The sequence below is a fragment of the Novosphingobium sp. PP1Y genome (assembly GCF_000253255.1).
In the GTDB taxonomy this organism is placed as follows: domain Bacteria; phylum Pseudomonadota; class Alphaproteobacteria; order Sphingomonadales; family Sphingomonadaceae; genus Novosphingobium.
On the sequence record NC_015583.1, the window covers coordinates 266586 to 285766 of the forward strand.

General features: G+C 62.4%; 17 protein-coding genes. 2 read left to right on the forward strand and 15 right to left on the reverse strand.

Annotated elements, in window-relative coordinates:
* The first annotated feature begins 56 nt into the window (after nt 1-56).
* Entirely contained in the window at nt 57-941 is an 885-nt protein-coding gene (locus tag PP1Y_RS02175) for a helix-turn-helix transcriptional regulator (RefSeq protein ID WP_013836471.1), read from the forward strand.
* 340 nt (nt 942-1281) lie between these two features.
* Here the strand turns inward: PP1Y_RS02175 and PP1Y_RS02185 are convergent, their stop codons facing one another.
* The 3 genes from PP1Y_RS02185 to PP1Y_RS02195 all read right to left on the reverse strand — a co-directional run bounded on the left by PP1Y_RS02185 (nt 1282) and on the right by PP1Y_RS02195 (nt 6774).
* Nucleotides 1282-3792: a TonB-dependent receptor gene (locus PP1Y_RS02185; RefSeq protein ID WP_013836472.1), complete on the reverse strand. Its 2511-nt coding sequence runs from the start codon at nt 3790-3792 to the stop codon at nt 1282-1284.
* 284 nt (nt 3793-4076) lie between these two features.
* Entirely contained in the window at nt 4077-4955 is an 879-nt protein-coding gene (locus tag PP1Y_RS02190) for a Coq4 family protein (RefSeq protein ID WP_013836473.1), read from the reverse strand.
* A 73-nt stretch (nt 4956-5028) separates the two neighbouring features.
* The gene (locus PP1Y_RS02195; RefSeq protein ID WP_013836474.1) at nt 5029-6774 is read right to left on the reverse strand and encodes an amidohydrolase family protein; all 1746 of its coding nucleotides are present in this window, start codon (nt 6772-6774) and stop codon (nt 5029-5031) included.
* Nucleotides 6775-6876: 102 nt separating this feature from the next.
* Between PP1Y_RS02195 and PP1Y_RS02200 the strand changes: the two genes are divergently transcribed.
* Nucleotides 6877-7671, forward strand: coding sequence for a hypothetical protein (locus tag PP1Y_RS02200; protein WP_232512310.1), 795 nt, complete (start codon nt 6877-6879; stop codon nt 7669-7671).
* Here PP1Y_RS02200 and PP1Y_RS02205 read toward each other — a convergent pair.
* The 12 genes from PP1Y_RS02205 to PP1Y_RS02260 form a co-directional block, all read right to left on the reverse strand.
* A complete protein-coding gene (locus PP1Y_RS02205) occupies nt 7668-8045 on the reverse strand; it encodes a PaaI family thioesterase (RefSeq protein WP_013836476.1) in 378 nt (125 codons plus the stop codon). The genes PP1Y_RS02200 and PP1Y_RS02205 overlap by 4 nt on opposite strands.
* Nucleotides 8042-8470 (reverse strand): PaaI family thioesterase, encoded by a 429-nt coding sequence (locus tag PP1Y_RS02210; RefSeq protein ID WP_013836477.1) that lies wholly within the window; start codon nt 8468-8470, stop codon nt 8042-8044. Before PP1Y_RS02210 ends, PP1Y_RS02205 begins: the two co-directional genes overlap by 4 nt.
* A gap of 6 nt (nt 8471-8476) precedes the next feature.
* Nucleotides 8477-9655 (reverse strand): acyl-CoA dehydrogenase family protein, encoded by a 1179-nt coding sequence (locus PP1Y_RS02215; protein WP_013836478.1) that lies wholly within the window; start codon nt 9653-9655, stop codon nt 8477-8479.
* Nucleotides 9652-10710 (reverse strand): acyl-CoA dehydrogenase family protein, encoded by a 1059-nt coding sequence (locus PP1Y_RS02220; protein ID WP_013836479.1) that lies wholly within the window; start codon nt 10708-10710, stop codon nt 9652-9654. Before PP1Y_RS02220 ends, PP1Y_RS02215 begins: the two co-directional genes overlap by 4 nt.
* A gap of 321 nt (nt 10711-11031) precedes the next feature.
* Nucleotides 11032-11508, reverse strand: a complete 477-nt coding sequence (locus PP1Y_RS02225; RefSeq protein WP_013836480.1) for an Lrp/AsnC family transcriptional regulator — start codon at nt 11506-11508, stop codon at nt 11032-11034.
* Complete coding sequence (locus tag PP1Y_RS02230; protein ID WP_041558234.1) at nt 11505-11984, reverse strand: Lrp/AsnC family transcriptional regulator; 480 nt, start codon at nt 11982-11984, stop codon at nt 11505-11507. The genes PP1Y_RS02225 and PP1Y_RS02230 overlap by 4 nt, the downstream gene beginning before the upstream one ends.
* A 124-nt stretch (nt 11985-12108) precedes the next feature.
* Nucleotides 12109-12867, reverse strand: coding sequence for an SDR family NAD(P)-dependent oxidoreductase (locus tag PP1Y_RS02235; protein ID WP_041558236.1), 759 nt, complete (start codon nt 12865-12867; stop codon nt 12109-12111).
* Nucleotides 12868-12909: 42 nt separating this feature from the next.
* Nucleotides 12910-14433: an amidase gene (locus PP1Y_RS02240; protein ID WP_013836483.1), complete on the reverse strand. Its 1524-nt coding sequence runs from the start codon at nt 14431-14433 to the stop codon at nt 12910-12912.
* A gap of 11 nt (nt 14434-14444) precedes the next feature.
* Nucleotides 14445-15530, reverse strand: coding sequence for a Rieske 2Fe-2S domain-containing protein (locus PP1Y_RS02245; RefSeq protein ID WP_013836484.1), 1086 nt, complete (start codon nt 15528-15530; stop codon nt 14445-14447).
* Nucleotides 15531-15663: 133 nt separating this feature from the next.
* Entirely contained in the window at nt 15664-16518 is an 855-nt protein-coding gene (locus tag PP1Y_RS02250; RefSeq protein WP_013836485.1) for an SDR family NAD(P)-dependent oxidoreductase, read from the reverse strand.
* Complete coding sequence (locus tag PP1Y_RS02255) at nt 16515-17381, reverse strand: amidohydrolase family protein (protein WP_013836486.1); 867 nt, start codon at nt 17379-17381, stop codon at nt 16515-16517. The genes PP1Y_RS02250 and PP1Y_RS02255 overlap by 4 nt, the downstream gene beginning before the upstream one ends.
* 15 nt (nt 17382-17396) lie before the next feature.
* Entirely contained in the window at nt 17397-19046 is a 1650-nt protein-coding gene (locus tag PP1Y_RS02260; RefSeq protein ID WP_013836487.1) for a class I adenylate-forming enzyme family protein, read from the reverse strand.
* Between the last annotated feature and the right edge of the window lie 135 nt (nt 19047-19181).

Genomic DNA, 19181 nt, shown 5'->3' on the forward strand with positions numbered 1-19181 from the left:
TGTCGTCCGATGTGTAGAAACATGCCTCCGGGCAGTGTAGTAAGCGAATTCAGCCTATGACCCAGAGTGACAGCCTAATCCATCCGCAGCCGGACGATGCTGCATCCTGGCGGCGGCGCGAGCTTGCCACTTTCCTGCGTTCACGGCGCGCAAGACTGTCTCCAGCAAGCCAAGGCATTCCCGAAGGCGGTCGCCGCAGGACCAGTGGGCTGAGGCGCGAAGAAGTGGCCATGCTGCTGGGCGTTTCGGTGTCGTGGTACACCAAGCTGGAACAGGGACTGGACGTAACCGCCTCGCCGCGCCTGCTGGGCAAGATTGCGGACGTGCTGGCACTGACTTCGGTCGAACGCACGCAGCTCATGCATCTCGGGCTAGAGGATCAGGGAGCCGTAGCGGTGCAAGCGGTCGACGAAATACTGGTGTCGGCACAAATGATCGTCGATGCCATGCACTATTCGCCCGCCTTCGTGCTGTCACCGCGCGCCGACTACGTCGCCTGCAATCGGGCGGCGCGGGCGTTCTTCGGCAATTTCGAGGATTTCGCAGGCAACGGAAACCAGTTGATCTCGCTATTTCTGGACAAGGCCGTCAGGGAAGTCCTGCCCGACTGGATGGAGTCTGCCCGCAGCCAGGTGGCCATGTTCCGCGCTGCGTTCGCGCGCAACATGCACGATCCCGATCTTCAGGCGCTCGTCATGCAGCTGCTGGAAGGGAGCGAGGAATTCAGGGACTTGTGGGAGCGCTATGAACTGCCGTCAGGAACTTCGCGGGATCTGAATTACCTGCTGCCGAGCGGTCAGCAGTGCCACTTCAGACACTTCACCTTCTTCGCGGACATGTCCGGCGAATTCAGGGTGGAAGTCTTCAACCCGATTGGCGAGGCGACCTTGCAATGGATGATCTCCATTGTGAGCGCCAAGGAAGCATCGGCGCACGGTTGACGCCCGCTTCACTGCCCACGCACCGGATCGCCTGGCCGGCGACCCTCAAGGAAACGGCAGCGGCACTCGCCAACGGCAATATGGCATCGCTGCCTTTCCCGATTGAGCGTCCTGAGCCGGTAAACTTTCACAAGAAGTACGAAATCCTCATCCGCCACTTGTTCATTCCCGCGGCGCGGTGCGCGCAGCGGCTGGGTCTTCTTTAGCTAGGCTAAGGCCATCGGCCCGGCCTGCCAACCCACTGTCCTGAAGTGAGTGCCTGCAAGACCAACGGCGGCAGCGAGGCGATGATCCACCTCGCTGCCGGCCGTCATAAACCCGCGATAAATGCCCGCGATCCTCAGAGTTTCACCGACAGGTCGACGCCGTAAGTCACCGGATCGTCGAACATGCCGGTCGCGGTGATCCCGGTATTGGCATTGAAGTTCAGTTGTTGCTTGTTTGTGAGATTGCGGCCCCAAAGCGAGACGGTTGCAGTGGTCGGCCCCACCGGAATATCCATGACCGAAACGCGCGCATTGAGCGTCAACAGAGCCTTCTGCGTGTTCATGTCGTTGATATAGCCGTTGTCATAGGCAATCCCCGCAGCGACAAAGCCCGCATCGCTGACCAGGCCGGAGCTTACCACGATCCTCGAGCGGTATGCACCGTCCACGCGCACGGACATGCGCGTGTCGCCTGCAAACGGCACGACGTATTCGGCAGAGACGTTCGACATGAACTCGGGCCGCAAGGACTTCGGATAATCCTGGACCCGGCTCACGGCGGCATTCGCCAGCACGGCCGGGTCGATTTCCAGGAACTTGAAGCTGGTATAGCTGCCCGATGCGCTCAGCGTCAGATGGTCGACCGGCACTGCAGTAATTTCAAGTTCGGCGCCATAGGCCCGCGACTTGCCGAAGTTCGTCGTGAAGGCGGACGAGGTGATCGGCTCGCAGGTTCCGCTCGGAGACGTGATGCAGCCCTCTGCAGAGAAAATCGCGGTCTGCTGGTTGGTGTAGCGTACGTGGAACAGGGCCAGGTTCGTGCGCAGACGGCGGTCGAACCACTCCGCCTTGACGCCGCCTTCGAAGGAATAGGCGCGTTCCTCCTTGTAGGGGATGGCCGCACCCTGGAAGACCTGGCCCGTCACGCTGTCTATTGCAAGCGGTCCCGGCGAGGAACCACCGGCAATGAAGCTGGTGACGTACTTGGCGTAGAGCAGAAGGTCGGGATTCGGCTTGTAAGTGATGTTGGCCAGGTAACTGAAATTGCCCTTCGAATAATTGAAGTTCGCGCCGGGCTCGCCTGCCGAGGTGTCGAAGAAGGTCTTGTCGTCCTGCGTGTAACGAATGCCGCCGGTCACATCGAGAGTATCGGTCGCATGATAGGTCACCTGCCCGTAGCCCGCGACCTGCCGGACCTTGAAAAAGAAACTGCGGTCGAAATCGGTGATCGGATCGCCCGGATGGCTGTTGTCGGGGAAAGGCTGGAAGGCGTCGACGAGAATGAGGCCAAATGGATTCGTGTCCGGCGGCGTTCGGCGATTGTAGATGAACAACCCGCCCGTCGCCGTTACCGGCTGCGTCTCTATGCTGAACTGCAGTTCGTTGCTGAACTGGCGCAGTTGATTGCAGCAGCGCACGGACAGGAGCGCGAAGGGCGCGAAGGCGGTCGGGGTTCCATCGGGCGCATAGGCAATGGGCCCGATGACCGCGCCGGCTCCATCGAGGTTCGAGGTGAAGGCGTTGCGGTCAAGATTGCGCCAGCTCGTGGTATTCTTGATCGTGACGTGTTCGTTCGCCTTGTATGTGGCCACGATCAGATGCGACCGCGTCCTGGTAGTGCTGGGCGCCGTGTTGTTGTTGAAGGCAATCCTGCCGCGCCTGGTCTGTATATATTCATCCAGCGGCGCCCCCCCGAAGTAGATCTGCGATGCCACCAGCTGGTAGGCGCCGATGCCCCCCGGTGTATCGGGAAACCCGAGCAGGTAGACAGGCGGCGGCGTGAACTTCTGGCGTGACCAGTCGAACTTGTAGTCGATCGTGAGATCGTCTGCCGGTTGCCAGCGAACGGCCGCATGTACGGCATTGGTGACGCTTTCATTGAGGTGCCTGACCGAGGTCAGTTCGCCCACCCGCCCCGACGTTTCGTTAGAGTAGTCGAGGGTGATTCGGTCGAAATTGCTGACGTTGCTTCGTCTCTCGTTATGCAGGTAGGAGATCGAGGCGCTCAAACCGTGCCACTCGGGCAGGTCGAGACGGGTCTTGGTGCGAAACGAACCGAACCGCGAATAGCCCGCGTCTTCGGTAATTCCAAAAGTCCCGCGCGGGCCGGACGTGATGTAGTTGATTGCGCCGCCGGTCGAGTTGGTGCCGAAGAGCGTTCCGGCGGGTCCACGGATCACTTCGATCCGCTCGATGTCGGCAATGTCGAAGATAATGCCGCTGAGCGAGCCGAGGTAAACGCCGTCGATGTAATAGGAAATGCCGTTATCGACGGTAGGGTTCGAGGAAGCGCCCGACACCTGCCCACGTATCACCGTAGTCGGGATCGAACTCCCGCCGGGCTGCGTAACCACATATAGGTTGGGCGCGATCGAGCGCAGGTCAGCGATATTCTCGATACGCGCATTCTTGATCTCAGCCGACGTGATGGCGGTCACGGCGACAGGAACTTTCTGCAGGTTTTCCGTCCGCTTCTGCGCGGTCACGATGATTTCCTGGATCGCGCTGCCCGACCGGTCGGCGAATTGCTCTTCGCCGGAAGTCCTGTCCGGGCCTGACTGCGCGAGCGCCGGCCCAGCCACGATGCAGGTCGCGAATGCAAGAGTTGAACAGCCGACGACATAAATACGGCTCAAGTCCTTCATTATTCAGGCACCTCCCAAAGTGGTCATATTGATTATTATTCGGCGATCTCTCCGGCTATTGCCGGGCCATTCCCCCAACCGAACCCGCAAGGATTGCCGATACGGCCGCGCCTCCGCGCACCAGGGCACGCAAGTTTTTCACCAAGCATGCGCCGCTGGAAACTGCGTTTGCGCGCGCAGATGACGCGGGAAGCCCGATGACTCCCCGCGGACATCCGCGTTGCCACTCGATGAATGCAGGCTTCCGATTCCGGCAAAGCCGTCGCAGCGACGGTGCTTCCGGTTTATTCGGCGGCTTCCATGAGCGGAACGCCGTAGTTTGGATCATCCTCGTTGCAGAGACGATTTGTTTCGAGCCAGAGCCCATCCTCCACCGGCGTGATCCCGAATTCGCTGCGGATGTCGGCAATCTGCCAGTCGACGTAGGCGCGCCAGTCAACGAGCATCAGCGGGAACTTCCAGTTGCGTCCCTGCTCCGCCCCGCGAAACTCGGCCTCGAGGTGAACGACCATCGCCTCGGGATAGTGCAGTCCGTCCTTCATCACCGTCTTCGCCTTGAGGTAATACTGGATCCGGGAGAAAAAGGCCGAGAGTTCAGGATGGAAGTAACGCGACTTGGCATGCATGTTAGCCGACAGCAGCGCCAGTTCGCCGCCGTGATTTGGGCCGAATCCGGTGACAATGTGCTCGATGTCGTGGGTGAGCGCCGTCTGCCGCAAATAGAAGGTGAAGTCGTTGACCACCTTCACTTCCTGGAAAAACAGATCGAGCTGGTAGCCCGAGTTCACCATGAAATCGCGGATCGCCGCACCCAGTGTGCCGGAGGCGCAGCCTTCGAGCTCGGCGATGGTGAAGTCCGACAGGCTGCGGCCTTCCAGCCACTCGCGAAACTGCGGGAGACGGGCCTTTTCGATCTCGAACAACTCGATGATACGCGGCATATCTTCCAGATCGTGGAGGATTTGCGCCACCTCGGGAATGTAGGCGGTATTGGGCAGGTCCGGCCCGTTTCGGCGCAGCATTTCCTGCGCGATAAGAGCCCTCAGGCCCGCATGGTTGAGATAGCGCGACGAGCTCACCAATACGGAACTTTCCGTGGTCACCTGCTTGATGGCACCGTTAAAATAGGCACGATCCGCATCGCCGATCTGGGCTTCATTCATCTTGGCATCCTTTCCACTGAAATGGGCGCACCTCTCTTCGGGAGGCGCTGCCCATGATTTTGCGATCAGGCCTTCATTCGGCCGCCACTGCCATCTGCTCGACCGGGGCATACGAAGGCGAAAGGAATTCGCCCGGCATAGCTCCGGTAAATGCGCCGTTCTCGAAAGTCGGCACACCGTTCACCAGCGTCAGCCGGGTCGGCATTGCCTTTCGGGTGAAGCGCCATGTCGTACCGCCGCGCCCGTCCGGCACGTCATTCGCCTTTTCCATTTCCTGGCGTTCGATTTCGGCGAGGTTGAACACGGCGATATCGGCACGCTTGCCCGGCGCGATGACGCCGCGATCGGACAGGTTGAAGTGCCCGGCGAGCTTGCCGGTCATGACATGGACGGCCTCCTCGATGGTGAGACTGCCTTCCTCGCGCACATACTGGGTGAGGAGCAGCGCATTCTCGCCGCCGCCGCACAGCATCTGCAGGTGCGCACCGGCATCGGAGATATTGCCGACAGTCTTGGGATCGCGCATCAATTCGATGGTCAGGGCCTCATCCTTCGGGAAAGGCGCCATGTGAACGGTCGAGCGGGTGCCGTTCTTGATGATCCAGTCCGCCATGGCATCGGAGCGATGCAGGCCCAGCGAATCCGCATATTCCTTCAGCGTGATATTGAGCGGGCCGGCCCCATTCTCGCTGTCGATCAGGTGGAGCTCCTGCGGGTTCTTGAGCGGCGAGTGATCCCAGGCCTTTTCGTCCCAGCTCGCGCGGGCACGCGCGCGCCATTCCGGATCGGCGAGCAGTTCGGCCTTCTTGTGATGGTCGTCCTCCATTACGACCTCGTGCCAGACGAAGTCGTTCGACTGCGCGAAGATCAGCGACTTGACCAGCGAGAGCACATTGGTCGGCGATACGTGCGCGAAGCCCGGCCACACGTCGACATCGGCCTCACGCATCTTGCGCAAGGATTCCTGCATCGCGGGAAGGATGCCTTTCTGGAATTCCAGCGTCGGCACCGCGCCCGCTATCTGACAGCGGATCTTGCGACCACCGAGCAGTTTGGCGAGCCTTTCAAGATCGGCCGGGCCAGTCATGCGCATGAAGGTATCGACGATGACCTGGTAACAGGAGTTCGGGTACTTCTCCATGACGTCGAACAGCGCGGCGAATTCGGCGTCGCTGGCCTTGAGCGTCGGCACGGGGCGGTCCTGTCCGTCATGATCGTGCAGGTTGTCCGACATGCCGAGCGCGCCTGCGGCAAGGGCATCGTCAAGCAGTTCGCACATGTGCGCGATTTCTTCCGGGGTCGCCTCGCGGTCCCACGCCTCGACGCCCATGGCAGCAAGACGGATGGCGATGTGACCGACATAGGCGGCATAATTGAGTGGCACCGTCACGTTGCGCTCAACGGAGGCACGGTATTCCGACCACTTGTGCCAGTCCCATGGAAGGTTCTGCATGAAGGGGCCTTCGGGGATATCCTCGAAGAACGAGAAAATGCCGATCATCTCGCGCTGGGCTGGCATGTACTTGTGCAGCGGCGCGGTCGAGAATCCGCAGTTGCCGAGGATCATCGTCGTCGCGCCGTAACCCGGCAGTGGGTCGAGATCGGGCTGCCACCACATCGTCCCGTCATAGTGCGTGTGGCTCTCGATGAAGCCGGGTGTCACGTAGCAATCCGTGGCATCGACGATACGTTCGCCCCTGGCCTCAAGGTCTGCGCCGACCTCGGCAATCGCGCCGCCGTTTACGCGAACGTCCGCCTTGAAGGCCGAAGCCCCCGTACCGTCCACGACCGTTCCATTCTTGATGAGTATGTTTTCCATTTTCCGAGCCTCTCCCACGTTTTCTAGTCCGGCCTGAAAGCGCCGTGTGCATCTGGCCTGGGCGGATGCTATTTCAGAGGTCGATTTTCTCGAAGGATCAGCTTGAAATTCGTATCGTTTACTGCACTTATCGGTATCACCATGCGATACGATTCCGTAACTGACGCCATGCTCGGCGTCCTGCGCCGCCACCTTCGCCACGATGGTTGGACCGCCCCCCGCCTCGCCGCGCATTTCGGCATCGGCGAAGCCACTGCGAAGCGGTGGATCGTGGGCAAGGGTCTGACCCTGGAGCGACTCGAGCAGATGGCAGGCCTGTGCGGAATGACCATCTCCGAACTCGCACGAGAGGCGGAACACGCACGTTCCGGCATGAAGCGCGAACTCACACTGGCACAGGAACGCGCCCTGTCGACCGACGTATTCCTGTCCTTCCTCTTCATGACGATCCTTGCCGGCGCGACACCGCAGGAACTTATCGATGACTTCGAACTGAAGCGGCCTGTCCTCGACGCCGCGCTAGGCAAGCTTGAAAGGCTTGCCCTGATCGACCGGTTGCGCGGCGACCGGGTCCGGCCGCTTGTCGACCGCGCGCTGATCTTCCGCAAGCTGCCGATGCGGGCGCTCTTCGACAAGTACGTGAAGCACCAGTTCATGGAGATGGACTTCGCCGCTCCCGAGGCGGTCTATACGGCCGAGATGCTCAAGCTCTCCGATGCGGGCGCCGGGCAACTGGCGGAACTGATGGAACGTCTGCGCCGTGACGCACAGGTGCTCGGCGACCATGACCGTGAAGAGAGCCTGCGCCCACGCCGCTGGATGATGATGATGTGTGCCATACGCCCGTTCGATGCCTCGGGCGTTGCCGATTCAGCAGCCGACTTCTCCGGCAACTAATCGAGCAAGAGGTGCATCCGCCCCGTGGCGATCGGCCTGTCCCGGTCCGCCTGCCAGCAAGTTGCGTCCGCGTTTACGACCTGCCTGCCGATGCGGACCAGGCGTGCCTGCGCGAATGTATCGACCATCAGGCCGCCGCGCAGGAAATCGAAAGTCATGTTGATCGGTTTGGGCCTGCGCTCCGGATCGCCAAGCTCACGCCCGATAGCATCGAGGCAGGCGAGTTCCAGCAGACTGCCGATGACGCCACCGTACAAGAACCCTTGCCGCCCTTCCAGCTTGGGGTCGGCGGGCAACAGGAGGACGATGGTCTCATCATCGCCGGTGATTTCACGCACGCCAAGCAACTTCGCATAGGGCGTACCGGCAATCATGCGTCACCTGTAAAGAAGAAGGTGGCGGTGGCATGGGCCACAGGATCACCAGCATCGCCATCATGGACGTCACAGCGGGTGAAGGCGACCTTGCGGGTCACATGATAGCAGGCAGCGCGCGCGTGGAGCGTGCTGCCTGCCCGCGCGGAACGCAAGTAATCGACGCGAAGGTCCAGCGTTGCCATTGGCCGCCATTGCCGCGTGCGCGCAATGATCGCCGCACCCGTCGCCGCATCGATCAGCGAGACGACCGGCCCCGACGATACCAGGCCGGCCCCTGCATCCATCAGGAAGCCGGGCGCGAAGGGGCAGGCAAGTTCCGCCCAGTCCGGCCCGTCATCCACATTGTAGATGCCGAGCAGGGCATGATGCCCGCGCGGCGGCAGGTTTTTCAGCCGTTCGAAGGGATCGTCCTCGCCCTTCATTCCCGCTTACGCCGTCCAGCGCGGTTCGCGCGGCAGACCCAGCCCGCGTTCGGCGATGAGATTGCGCTGGATCTGGTTGGTGCCGCCATAAATGGTATCGGCGCGCGAGAAGAGGAACAGATTGGGCAGCGTGTCCCATTCGTAATCCGGATGGTCGCTGATCTCGCCCGCCTGCCCCAGCACGTCCATCGCCAGTTCGCCGAGGCTTCGGCGCCAGCTTGCCCACTGGATCTTGTAGGTCAGCGCCGCACCGTCCATGCGCGAATGGTCGGTATTCGAGAGCATCCGCAGCGCGCCGTAGCGCATCAGGCGCAGGCCGATTTCCGCCTTGGCGATGCGCTGGCGGATCAGGGGATCGCGAGCTGCGCCGTTGGCTTTTGCCGCTGCGACGATCTCGTCCAGTTCATAGCGAAAGCCCATCTGCTGGCCGAGCGTGGAAACGCCGCGCTCGAAGGAGAGCAGTCCCATCGCGATCTTCCAGCCATCGCCCACCGCGCCAATCAAGCTGTCCGCCGGGCAGCGCGCGTCGGTAAAGAACGTCTCGTTGAATTCGGCATCGCCGTTGATCTGGCGAATGCCGCGGATCTCGATCCCTTCCTGATCGACCGGCATCATCAGGAAGGTGAGGCCCTTGGGGCCCTGCGATCCTTCCTCGGTGCGGGTGACGACGAAGATCCAGTCGGAGATATGGGCAAGGCTGGTCCAGATCTTCTGGCCGTTGACCACCCATTCGCCGTCTTCCAGCCGCGCCTTGGTCCTGACGCTGGCAAGATCGGACCCCGCGTTGGGCTCCGAGAAGCCCTGACAGAAGATCGTCTTGCCTGCCGCAATGCCGGGCAGGAAGCGCTGCTTCTGCTCATCGGTGCCGAAAGTCAGGATCGTCGGGCCGGCCAGTTCGATGCCGATGTGATTGACGCGGCCCGGCACGCCCGCGCGGGCGTATTCCTCCGCAAATATGACCTGCTGCGCTAGCGTCGCATTGCGGCCGCCCCATTTTTCAGGCCATCCGATGCACGACCAGCGGTGCGCGGCGAGCTGCTGTTCCCATTCCTTGCGGCGCTCGGGGCTGCCCGTCAGCTTGGTAACGCCCTTGATGTCCTTGAATTCGCCGGCCATCTGGCCATTGAGCCAGTCGGCGCATTCCTGACGGAACAATTCGTCATCCACCGAAAATCCGAGCTTCATGCTGCTTCCCCGAGAATCATAGTGGCAATCCTTTCGCGGTGCCAATTGCCGTTGCCGAGCATCGACTGCAGCGAACGGGCGCGCTTGAAGAACAAGTGCGCGTCATGCTCCCAAGTGAAGCCGATGCCGCCGTGGAGCTGGATCATGTCCCCGGCGCAGCGAAAGAAAGTGTCTGTGCAGAAAGCCTTTGCCGCGTGCAGGGACAGTTCCGCGTCCGGCGATCCCTCGTCTACCGCGCAGGCCGCCCAGTAGACTGCCGAGCGGGCCTGCTCGATCTCGATCATCATGTCCGCAAGCCGGTGCTTGTAAGCCTGGAACGAACCGATCGGGCGGCCGAACTGAACGCGCTCCTTCGAATAGGCGACAGTACGATCGAGGCATTCCTGCGCTCCGCCCAGTGCCTCTGCCGCCACTGCGACCAATGACGCGCGATAGCTGCTGGCAAGCGCGGCAGCGGGATCGGCCAGCGGATCGCCCACGGCCCCGTCCAGACGGACCGATGCGAGGGGACGCGTCTGGTCCATGCTCGTCGGCACATCGACCGAAACGCCCGGCGTGTCCGCCCGTACGATCCATGCACGGCGGCCATTCGAGACGACCAGGACCTCGGCGCTTCCTCCATGCGTGACGAAGCGCGATGTGCCGGTCAGCCGACCTTCACTTTCCTTAAGGCCGGCATCTTCGACGAAGGCGGCTATCGTCTCGCCGGACAGCAGGCCTGCAATCCATGCGGACCGCTGCGCCTCGCTGCCCCCGGCCGCAATCGCCTGCGCGGCCTGCACGACGCTGCCGAGCATGGGCAGCGCCGCCACTTGCGAACCGGCCGCTTCGGCGATGATCGCAAGTTCGACGAGCCCAAGGCCCGAACCGCCCCGGTCTTCGGGAATGGCGATGCCGGAAAATCCCAGTTCCTGGCAGTACCCCTGCCACAAGGCGCGGTCGATGCCATCGCCCGCCATCGCCTCGCGCGTGCGGGCACTCGTCGCATTTTCCACGAAGTAGGCGCGCGCCGTCTCCGCGATCATGTGCTGTTCGTCTGTAAACGCGAATTCCATTTCAGGTTGCCTTCAGTTTCCGGCGGCAGTCTTGCCAGGACGCAAATCGTTCGTCGCAGGCGCCGCCGATTGCCTTCGGCCAGCCGCCCGGGACCTGACTGCACCCTGCTCCGCATCCTTGCTCGCATGCACTGTGCGGCATACAAGCTATCTAAAATTCACGCTATATGAGGTTAAATAGCATTTCAAGCTTCGATTTGCGGATTTTAAGTCTATTTTTTATCCGCATATATATCGAAGCTTTACAACCTTTCGCACATGCTTGGCAGCAAGAGCCGAACTCTCTCCGGCCCGAAGAACATTCAATTTCCGGTCAGCGCATCAGCTGCTGTTCGCCGCGCTCACGCTGACCACGCCGTTGGTGAATTTCACGGTCTTGACGGCAATGGACGTCTCTACGTGATGGACGCCCTCCACCGCCAGAATCTGGCTGACCGTAACGGCGTGCAGTTCCTCGATGTCACGATAGACACAGGTCGTCATGATATTGAATGGCCCCAGCATCGTCATGATCGAATGGATCGTGGGGATGCGCTTCAGTTCGCGCGCGATCTGGTGAAAATGGAGCATGTCCGCCTGCACCGCGACGAAGGCCAGATTGTTGCCCTTGTCGAGCCGCGGGCTCGTCAGCGCCGTAAAGGCGATGAGGCCCTCGTTCTGCAAACGCTTCAGACGGCCGCGGATCGTTCCCTCGTTGACATCGAGATCGGCCGCGATCTTGCGGTTCGAGACCCGTGCGTCCTGCGACAGGATGGCGATGATCCGGTGATCGAGTTCGTCGAGTTCGGGCCAGCTCATAGCACGCCCTCGACGTCGACGGGGTTGGCTCCGAGGCCATACTTGACGATGTCGAGCCCGATCGACTGCGTGATCGAACGGATTCCCGGCACTTTGGAGAACTTGGTCGCGATGAACTGCGCCAGATCCTCTATGTTCGGCAGGGCCAGCAAAACGCTGACTTCATAGCGGCCGGTCACGAGGTAAGCGGCAAAGACCTCGTCGAATCCTGCAAGATCCTCCGCCACTTCGGCAGGCGCGCGGCCGCTGACCTCGACCCCGACATGGATCAGGACGTGATAGCCGTGGACCGCGAAATCGGAGACGGCCACGACGCGAAGCATTCCCGATTCTTCCATTCGGCGAATGCGGGCGGACACAGTCGTCGCGACGAGATCGAGGGATTTGGCAATCTGCTGATGAGTGGCACGGCCGTTGCGCCGCAACTGCTCGACGATCCTGAGGTCCGTTTCGTCAAATTCCAGCATGTCAGTCATGCGCTTGCTCTGATCCCTTCCTGTGACTCGCGAAGTCAGCTTTCGTCTTGTCAGCAAAGGCGGCCGAGGTCGATGCCTAAGCGCATGTTGCGTTCCCGGCCCCTTGAGGATCAGGCGCACGTCGTCAATCGCGGAACAATCCGCCACCGTTCACGTGCCAGACCTGGCCGTTGACCCATTCCCCGTCATCCGACGCGAGGAAGGCCACCGCGCCGGCGATGTCGTCCGGCTTGCCAAGGCGGGTGTGGGGCACCGTCTCCAGCATCGTTTCCACGTATTCGTCGGTCAGGTGCTGGGCGACCGCCTCGGTCATGACGAGGCCGGGGCAGATACCGTTGGCGCGAATACCTTGCTTGCCGAACTTGCGCGCGACATGGCGCACGAGCGCGTGGATCGCGTTCTTGGTCATCGGATAGGCCACCTGGAAGGCGCTGCCCGAACTGGCGGCGCCGGACGAGGTGTAGATCATCGAGCCGCCGCCTCGCTCAATCAGCACGGGGAGCGCGGCCTGCGACGCCAGAAAATGACTCTTGGCATTGATGGCAAAAGAGCGGTCCAGGACTTCCTCGGGACAATCGAGAATGTCCACGTCCCCTTGCGTTCCGCCAGCGAGGTTCGAGTGATAGAAATCGAGCCCGCCGAATTCGGACAGCGCAGCCGCGACGATATCCGCCTGCGAGCACGCCTTGGTGCCGTCCAGATAGACGCCGATCGCCTTTCCGCCTTCCTCGCGGATCGCGCTTGCGGTTCTCGCCGCCCATTCCTCCTCGATGTCGCCGATGACGATCGAGGCGCCCTCGCCCACCAGCCGCCGTGCCGTCGCCGCGCCGATGCCCCTTCCACCGCCCGCGACGATACCAATCTTGCCTGCCAATCCCTGCACTGGGTTCTCTCCTTGGGAAATCCTGTCTTCGTAACGGGCCGTTCAGAGCGCCGGACGCCTGTCCTTCCACGGCACGCTGGCCTCGATCTGTCCGGCAAGGCGGAACAGCAGCGCCTCGTCACCATAGCGGCCCACGAACATCACGCCGACCGGCAGGCCCGATGACGACATGGCCAGCGGCATCGACATCGCCGGTTGCCCGGTCATGTTCTCGATCTGCGTAAAGGGCGAAAAAGCGGCCGTGCGTGCGCCCCACTGTTCGAAGTCGACGCCGGGCGACAGGTTGATCCTGCCAAGCTCCAATGGCGGAGCGGCGAGCGTCGGTGAAAGAATGACGTCGTAATCGGCCATGAACCGGGCCATTGTCAGCGCAGCCGCCTGAAGCGTGTTGTTGGCACGCGCAAAGTCCATGCCGGTAGTCCTCTGGCCATAGGCAACGAAGGCGAGCGTGATGGCTTCGAGCACCTCGGGCCCGATCGGAATACCGGTTGCCTTGGCACGGTCCAGCATATCTGCGGCCACGTTGGAGGCGATCAGAACGAAACTCGCCGCCCCCATCGCAGCCATGTCCAGCTTGGGCGCCGCTTCTTCGACATGGTGACCGAGACTCTCGCACAGGCGCGCGGCCTTGCGGGCGGCCTCGATGCATTCGGGATCGACCGGCGAACCGGCAGGCGCGTCCAGCATAAGCGCAATGCGCAGCTTGCCCGGTGCCTTGCCGACTTGCGAGAGGAAGCTCTCGGACGGGGTCGGAGCGCTGTAGCGGCTCCCTGGCTCGGGGCCCTGCGTCGCATCGAGGATCGCGGCGGAATCGCGCACGCTGCGCGTCACTGCATGATGCACCGACAAACCGCCCCACCCTTCCGTGCGCGGCGGCCCCATGGGCACGCGTCCACGACTGGGCTTGAGGCCGAACAGGCCGCAACATGAAGCGGGAATGCGGATCGAACCGCCGCCGTCGGTCGCGTGGGCTGCGGGCAGAACACCCGAGGCAACAGCGACAGCTGCACCGCCCGAGGAACCGCCGGCGATATGCGCCGGGTTCCACGGATTGCGGGTATCCCCGGTCAGCTTGTTCTCGGTTGTGCCGGTCAGGCCCATCTCGGGAACGCAGGTCTTGCCGAAGATGACGAAACCCGCCTTCTCGATGCGCTTGACCAGCTCGGAAGTCACCTCGGGACGATAGCCCCGATAGAAGCGGCTGCCGTTCTCGGTAGGCAGGCCGGCGATGTAGGTGTTCAGGTCCTTGAGCAGCCAGGGCACGCCGCGAAATGGCCCCTCTGGCAGCCCTGCGGCTATGGCCTTGCGGCCATAGTCGTAGTGCTTCTGTGCCATGAAGTTGAAGCGCGGATTGAGCGCCTCCGCCCGGCCGATCGCCGCATCGAGCAGCTCGCTGGCCGAGACCTGGCGCTTTCGCACCAGCTCGGCCAGCCCGAGGGCATCGTGCGTATCGAGCGGATCCCCGCCCTTCGCCGCGGCCAGGCCCGGCATTGCTGCCATTCCCGCGAAGGCGACTGCCCCCGACACCATCTCACGGCGCGTCACGCCCGTTCCATCACCAGCCATACCGTCCGCCATCAGCCTTGCGCGTAGAAGCGCGAGTAGAACTTGCGGAACTGCGGGATGGGTCCGTCACCGTCGCAGATGATCGGGTTGGGCTCGAACTTCTGGCGGTCCCAGACAACCTTGTCCTGATCGAACTGCTTGCAGATGTCGCGGATCAGCCCTTTCGCCAGACGCCCCATCGGTCCTTCGGCCTGCGTCTTGGGCTGGGTGAAGCAGAAGCGCGCATGGACATGGTCCTGATCGACCGGCGTGAGGCAGGCCACCAGCAGCGTCTCGGAAATTCCGGTGAAGCGCGTCCAGCTCTGGCCCGGCCCCATGGTATCGTAGCTGATGAGACCATCTACTTCACCCATCGGCGTGCCCATCTTGGCACGCACGTCAGCGCCCCGGCCCCAATCGCCCCAGCGCAAATCGCCTTCAGGCACATTCGCCGTGCCGTGGATATACTTGAAATGGGCAAAGTCCACGCCGTTTTCAGCCATGTTCTGGATCGAGCCCCAGACGTTCCACTCGTGGACCTCGTAATCGGTCCACTCAGGATCGGTCGCTTCTGGCAGAACCGCGACTTCCCATAGCGGATCGATGCCCTGCGGGTGATACCAGGCCCAGATCCAGCGATTGACCTCGACGACGTTCCAGGTGCGGATGCACTTGCGCTTGACCTGCGGCGGAATGACGCGGGCGTAGGGGATTTCCTTCACCACGCCCTCGTTGCCGTCATAACGCCATGCGTGGAACGGGCACTCCAGCAGGTTGCCGTTGACCTTGCCGCCATGGCCCATGTGCGCGCCGAGGTGACGGCAGTAGGCATCGACGATACGGACTTCGCCGTCCTCGCCGCGCCACATGGCAAGGTCCTTGGCGAAATAGCGCAGCGGCTTCACTTCGCCCACGGCGAGGTTCGCGGACAAGTCGATCGGATACCATCCGAAAGGAATGCCATTATCGAGATTGCGCTCCTCGACCGAGGCGCGGTCCTTCACTTCGGCAAGGCGCCAGTCGATCAGGTCTTGCCCGCGGAGTTTTTCGAGGATCTGCCAAACGGCGACGGGCGGCGTGCGCGCGTCGGTGGCAGTAATTACATCGGTTGGAGTCATGACCACTCTCCTGGTAATTTCGTCCCCCTGGTCCGGGGAGCCTCCGGCGACAGGGGTTGTCTCCGCCGCCGGTCATGGGTTTGAAATGGAGCAGACTTCCCGGCTCCAATCACGAGAACTGGTCCGCGCCGCATCATTGCGCGCGCGCTTCGAGCGGCAGCCCGTCAAGCCCGCGGACGGGCACGCCAAGCCGCTCAAGCAGGTGCAGGCTGCGCACAACCTGGCCGCTCAATTCGCTTGCGGGGCGGTGGCACAGTTGCAGTGCAGCCTCGGCCATAGCCTCGACCGGCTCAATGTGGTCGTGTTCGTCCCAGCCGCCCACCGCTAGCGCGCCTTCGCTGGCAACTGCGCCGACCGGGGCCATCGCGTTGACCGCGATAGCCTCGCGCGAGAGTTCGACCGCCCAGCCCCCCGTCAGCCGGTCGAGCGCCGCCTTGCCGAGGCCATAGAGCGTCGCATGGCCATCGCGGTTGAACGCGACATACCGGTTTTCGGAATCGTAGGGAGCCGCCGGCGGCAGGTCGGCGGCGGCACTGGAGATATTGAGTATCCAGCCTGCCCCGCATGTGCGCATGTGTGGAAGCGCCTGCTGTGACAGCTCCTGCGGCGCGCGCACATTCAACTGGAGGGAAAGATCGACGTGACGCGGCTCCGCTTCCCAGATCGGCACGAAACGCGCCCAGGCCGCATTGTTGACGAGAATGTCGAGCCGCCCGAATCGCGCGACAGTTTCAGGCACGATACGCGCGCGGTCCACCGGATCCGCAAGATCGGCGCGAATGACCAGCGCCTGCCCGCCCGCCGCTTCGATCATCGCCGCCGTCTCGGCCAGCGATCCTGCCAGCGCGGCGTCCGGTTCGGCAGTACGGGCAACGATCGCCACTCGCGCGCCTTCGGCAGCGAAGCGACGCGCAATGGCCGCCCCAATGCCCCGGCTCGCTCCGGTAACGATGGCCACGCGACTGTCGAGGACGCCGCTTCTGCTCACAGCCCGAATACCTTCATCGCGTTTTCGCGCAGGAACTTGGGCCATACCTCGTCCTTGAACGGGACGTTCTGCATGTCGCTGAAGATACGATCGAGGCTGAGCCCCATAGGGAAATAGCCGGCGTAGATGATCTTGTCGGCGCCGCGCGTATTGGCGTAGTCGATAATCGCCTTGGGGTAATGCTTGGGAGCGAAAGCGCTCGTCGAATAATAAAGGTTAGGCCACTTGAGCATGAGCTTGACGGCCAGCGCCTCCCACGGCTCGGCGCCGTGGCGCATCACCACCTTGAGGTCGGGGAAGTACCAGCATACTTCGTCGAGATGCTCGACCTTCTGCGTCTCCATCGGGATGCGCGGCCCCGGAATGCCGGCATTGAGCAGGACCGGCAGGCCCAGTTCCTCGGCGCAGGCATAGATCGGGAACATGTACTTGTGATTGATCGCCACCTGCGGCAGCGTACCCGCCGGGAAGCAGCTTATTGCCGACAGTCCGACTTCGGCATGGATGCGCTTGATGCGGCGGACTTCCTCCATGCCGCGATTGGGATCGATCGGCAGGTCGAAGAAGAAGCGGTCGCCGAACATCTCCTTGGCGCGGTAGGAGGTCGCATTGTCGTTCCAGCCGACCAACGCCCTTTCAACATTATGGCGGTCCATCTGCTCGACGGTCCAGGCAACGAAATCGTCGACCTTGCCGGTCTGCGGAATGTCCTTGAACATGTACTGCGCCGGCATCGCGAACTGGTCGAGGGTCTGGCGATCCTTGATCAACGGACGGAAGGGCGCGAACCACTCGGAGCGGTCCTCGGCGTCGGGGATTCCCAACATGCAGTCGATGATCTTGATGTCACCGGGCATACCCATGCGATGTGTCTCCTCTCAGTCTTCGCTGGCCAGTTGCGGCCACAGCGCACGAAGCGCGATCTTGTCGATTTTCTGGGCGGCATTGCGCGGCAGCGGACGCGCGGAAAAGACAACGCGTGCCGGCGCCTTGTAGCGCGCCAGCCGGTCGGCAACCCAGTCGATCACCGCGCCCTCGTCCAGCCCATCGGCCTGGACCACGGCGACGAGCCGCTCGCCCAGGCGTTCGTCGGGAACGCCGAAAGTCGCACATTCGGTAATTTCGGGCAGTTCGCAAAGCACCCGCTCGACTTCGGCGCAGTAGATGTTCTCACCGCCGGAGATGACCATGTCCTTGGCGCGATCGACAATGAAGATGTAGCCGTCCTGGTCCTGATAGCCGATGTCACCAGTGTGCAGCCAACCGTCCGGCGTGAGGGCCTTTGCAGTATCCTCGGGTCGATTCCAGTAGCCGTTCATCACCATGGCGCTGCGCACCATGATCTCCCCGCTTTCATTGGCGCCGCACTCGCTTCCGTCCGCATGGACGACCCGCAAGTCGACCAGCGGCAACACGCGGCCAGCCGAGGCCCGTGCCCGCAGGAAATCCTCGCCCACCGCCTGCGCAATCGCGCCCGAAGTCTCGGTCATCCCGTAGCCGACGCCGATCACCGCGTGCGGGCAAAGCTTGCGCGTTTCCTCCAGCAGGTTGAGCGGCAGCGCCTGCCCACCCGATCCGATGTTGCGCAGTGAACTGAGATCCGCTTCGGTCAGGTGCGCCTTGTGGACCATGTCCCACAGCATCGTGGGAACGGTCGACAGCTGCGTCACCTTCTCGCGCGCGATCAGGCCTACAGCCTCCTCCGCATCCCAGCGGCGCATGATGACGACCTTTCCGCCCGACAGCATCGGCGCGAGAAAACCCGACCCAAGGCCCGAGATATGGAACAGCGGACTGACCAGCAGGATCGCCTGGGGCGGCACTTGCTGCATCATGGTATCGACCGCAATACCGTATTGCTGCGCCATGTTGTGCAGTACCATAGTGCCAGTAAGCTGCGTGCCCAGAAGGCCCGTGATCAGGCTTCTGTGCGACAGAACCGCGCCCTTGACGCGCCCGGTCGTGCCGGAAGTGAAAAGGATGGCACAAGGGTCATGCGGAGCGGCGCGGGCATTGTCATCGGGAAGCGCGTCCGTGTCTTCCAGCGGCTCCGTCTGGTCCAGCAGTCGCCCCCGATAGCCCCCTTCGCGGATCAGCGCCGCCCGCTCGCTGTCCGCAATGACGAGCGCAGGCGTGACGTCATCGATCATGGCGACGAGTTCGGCGGCCGAGCCCCGGCTGTTGAGCATGGCGGCGATTCCCCCGGCCCTGATGACGGCGAGGAATGCGACGATCCATTCCGCGCGATTGCGCATGCAGATGGCAACCCGGTCCCCACGGGCTATGCCGAGGTGGCAGGCCAGACGATCACGCCACGCGAAAACTTCCGCATAGCTCAGGCGACGCTCACCCTGCGGTCCGTCGAAATCGACGATGAAAGTCCGTTCCCCAAAGCGGCGCGCGCTTTCGATCAGTTCGTTCAGATCGGACGGCGCATTGACGAAAGTACGCAGCCCTTCCCGTTCACCGATCTCGAATGGCGTGCCCGGTGCAGTCACAGCCGCGAAGACCGGATCGACCCTGCTCATGCAATTCCTCTCGACTCGCTTCGTTGTCGTTCTCGCAACAAGGATATGCCTCGCACTGCGTATTTCAAGATAATTATTTTTACGCCTGCTTGCGCGCCATTCCGCATTGCCGACAAAACGGAGACGATCCACGAA

What these genes read in the sequence shown, in the direction of transcription:
- PP1Y_RS02175 (WP_013836471.1), top strand. Translation starts at nt 57, where the DNA reads ATGACCCAGAGTGACAGCCTAATCCATCCGCAGCCGGACGATGCTGCA.
- PP1Y_RS02185 (WP_013836472.1), bottom strand. Translation starts at nt 3,792, where the DNA reads ATGAAGGACTTGAGCCGTATTTATGTCGTCGGCTGTTCAACTCTTGCA.
- PP1Y_RS02190 (WP_013836473.1), bottom strand. Translation starts at nt 4,955, where the DNA reads ATGAATGAAGCCCAGATCGGCGATGCGGATCGTGCCTATTTTAACGGT.
- PP1Y_RS02195 (WP_013836474.1), bottom strand. Translation starts at nt 6,774, where the DNA reads ATGGAAAACATACTCATCAAGAATGGAACGGTCGTGGACGGTACGGGG.
- PP1Y_RS02205 (WP_013836476.1), bottom strand. Translation starts at nt 8,045, where the DNA reads ATGATTGCCGGTACGCCCTATGCGAAGTTGCTTGGCGTGCGTGAAATC.
- PP1Y_RS02210 (WP_013836477.1), bottom strand. Translation starts at nt 8,470, where the DNA reads ATGAAGGGCGAGGACGATCCCTTCGAACGGCTGAAAAACCTGCCGCCG.
- PP1Y_RS02215 (WP_013836478.1), bottom strand. Translation starts at nt 9,655, where the DNA reads ATGAAGCTCGGATTTTCGGTGGATGACGAATTGTTCCGTCAGGAATGC.
- PP1Y_RS02220 (WP_013836479.1), bottom strand. Translation starts at nt 10,710, where the DNA reads ATGGAATTCGCGTTTACAGACGAACAGCACATGATCGCGGAGACGGCG.
- PP1Y_RS02225 (WP_013836480.1), bottom strand. Translation starts at nt 11,508, where the DNA reads ATGAGCTGGCCCGAACTCGACGAACTCGATCACCGGATCATCGCCATC.
- PP1Y_RS02230 (WP_041558234.1), bottom strand. Translation starts at nt 11,984, where the DNA reads ATGACTGACATGCTGGAATTTGACGAAACGGACCTCAGGATCGTCGAG.
- PP1Y_RS02240 (WP_013836483.1), bottom strand. Translation starts at nt 14,433, where the DNA reads ATGGCTGGTGATGGAACGGGCGTGACGCGCCGTGAGATGGTGTCGGGG.
- PP1Y_RS02245 (WP_013836484.1), bottom strand. Translation starts at nt 15,530, where the DNA reads ATGACTCCAACCGATGTAATTACTGCCACCGACGCGCGCACGCCGCCC.
- PP1Y_RS02255 (WP_013836486.1), bottom strand. Translation starts at nt 17,381, where the DNA reads ATGGGTATGCCCGGTGACATCAAGATCATCGACTGCATGTTGGGAATC.
- PP1Y_RS02260 (WP_013836487.1), bottom strand. Translation starts at nt 19,046, where the DNA reads ATGAGCAGGGTCGATCCGGTCTTCGCGGCTGTGACTGCACCGGGCACG.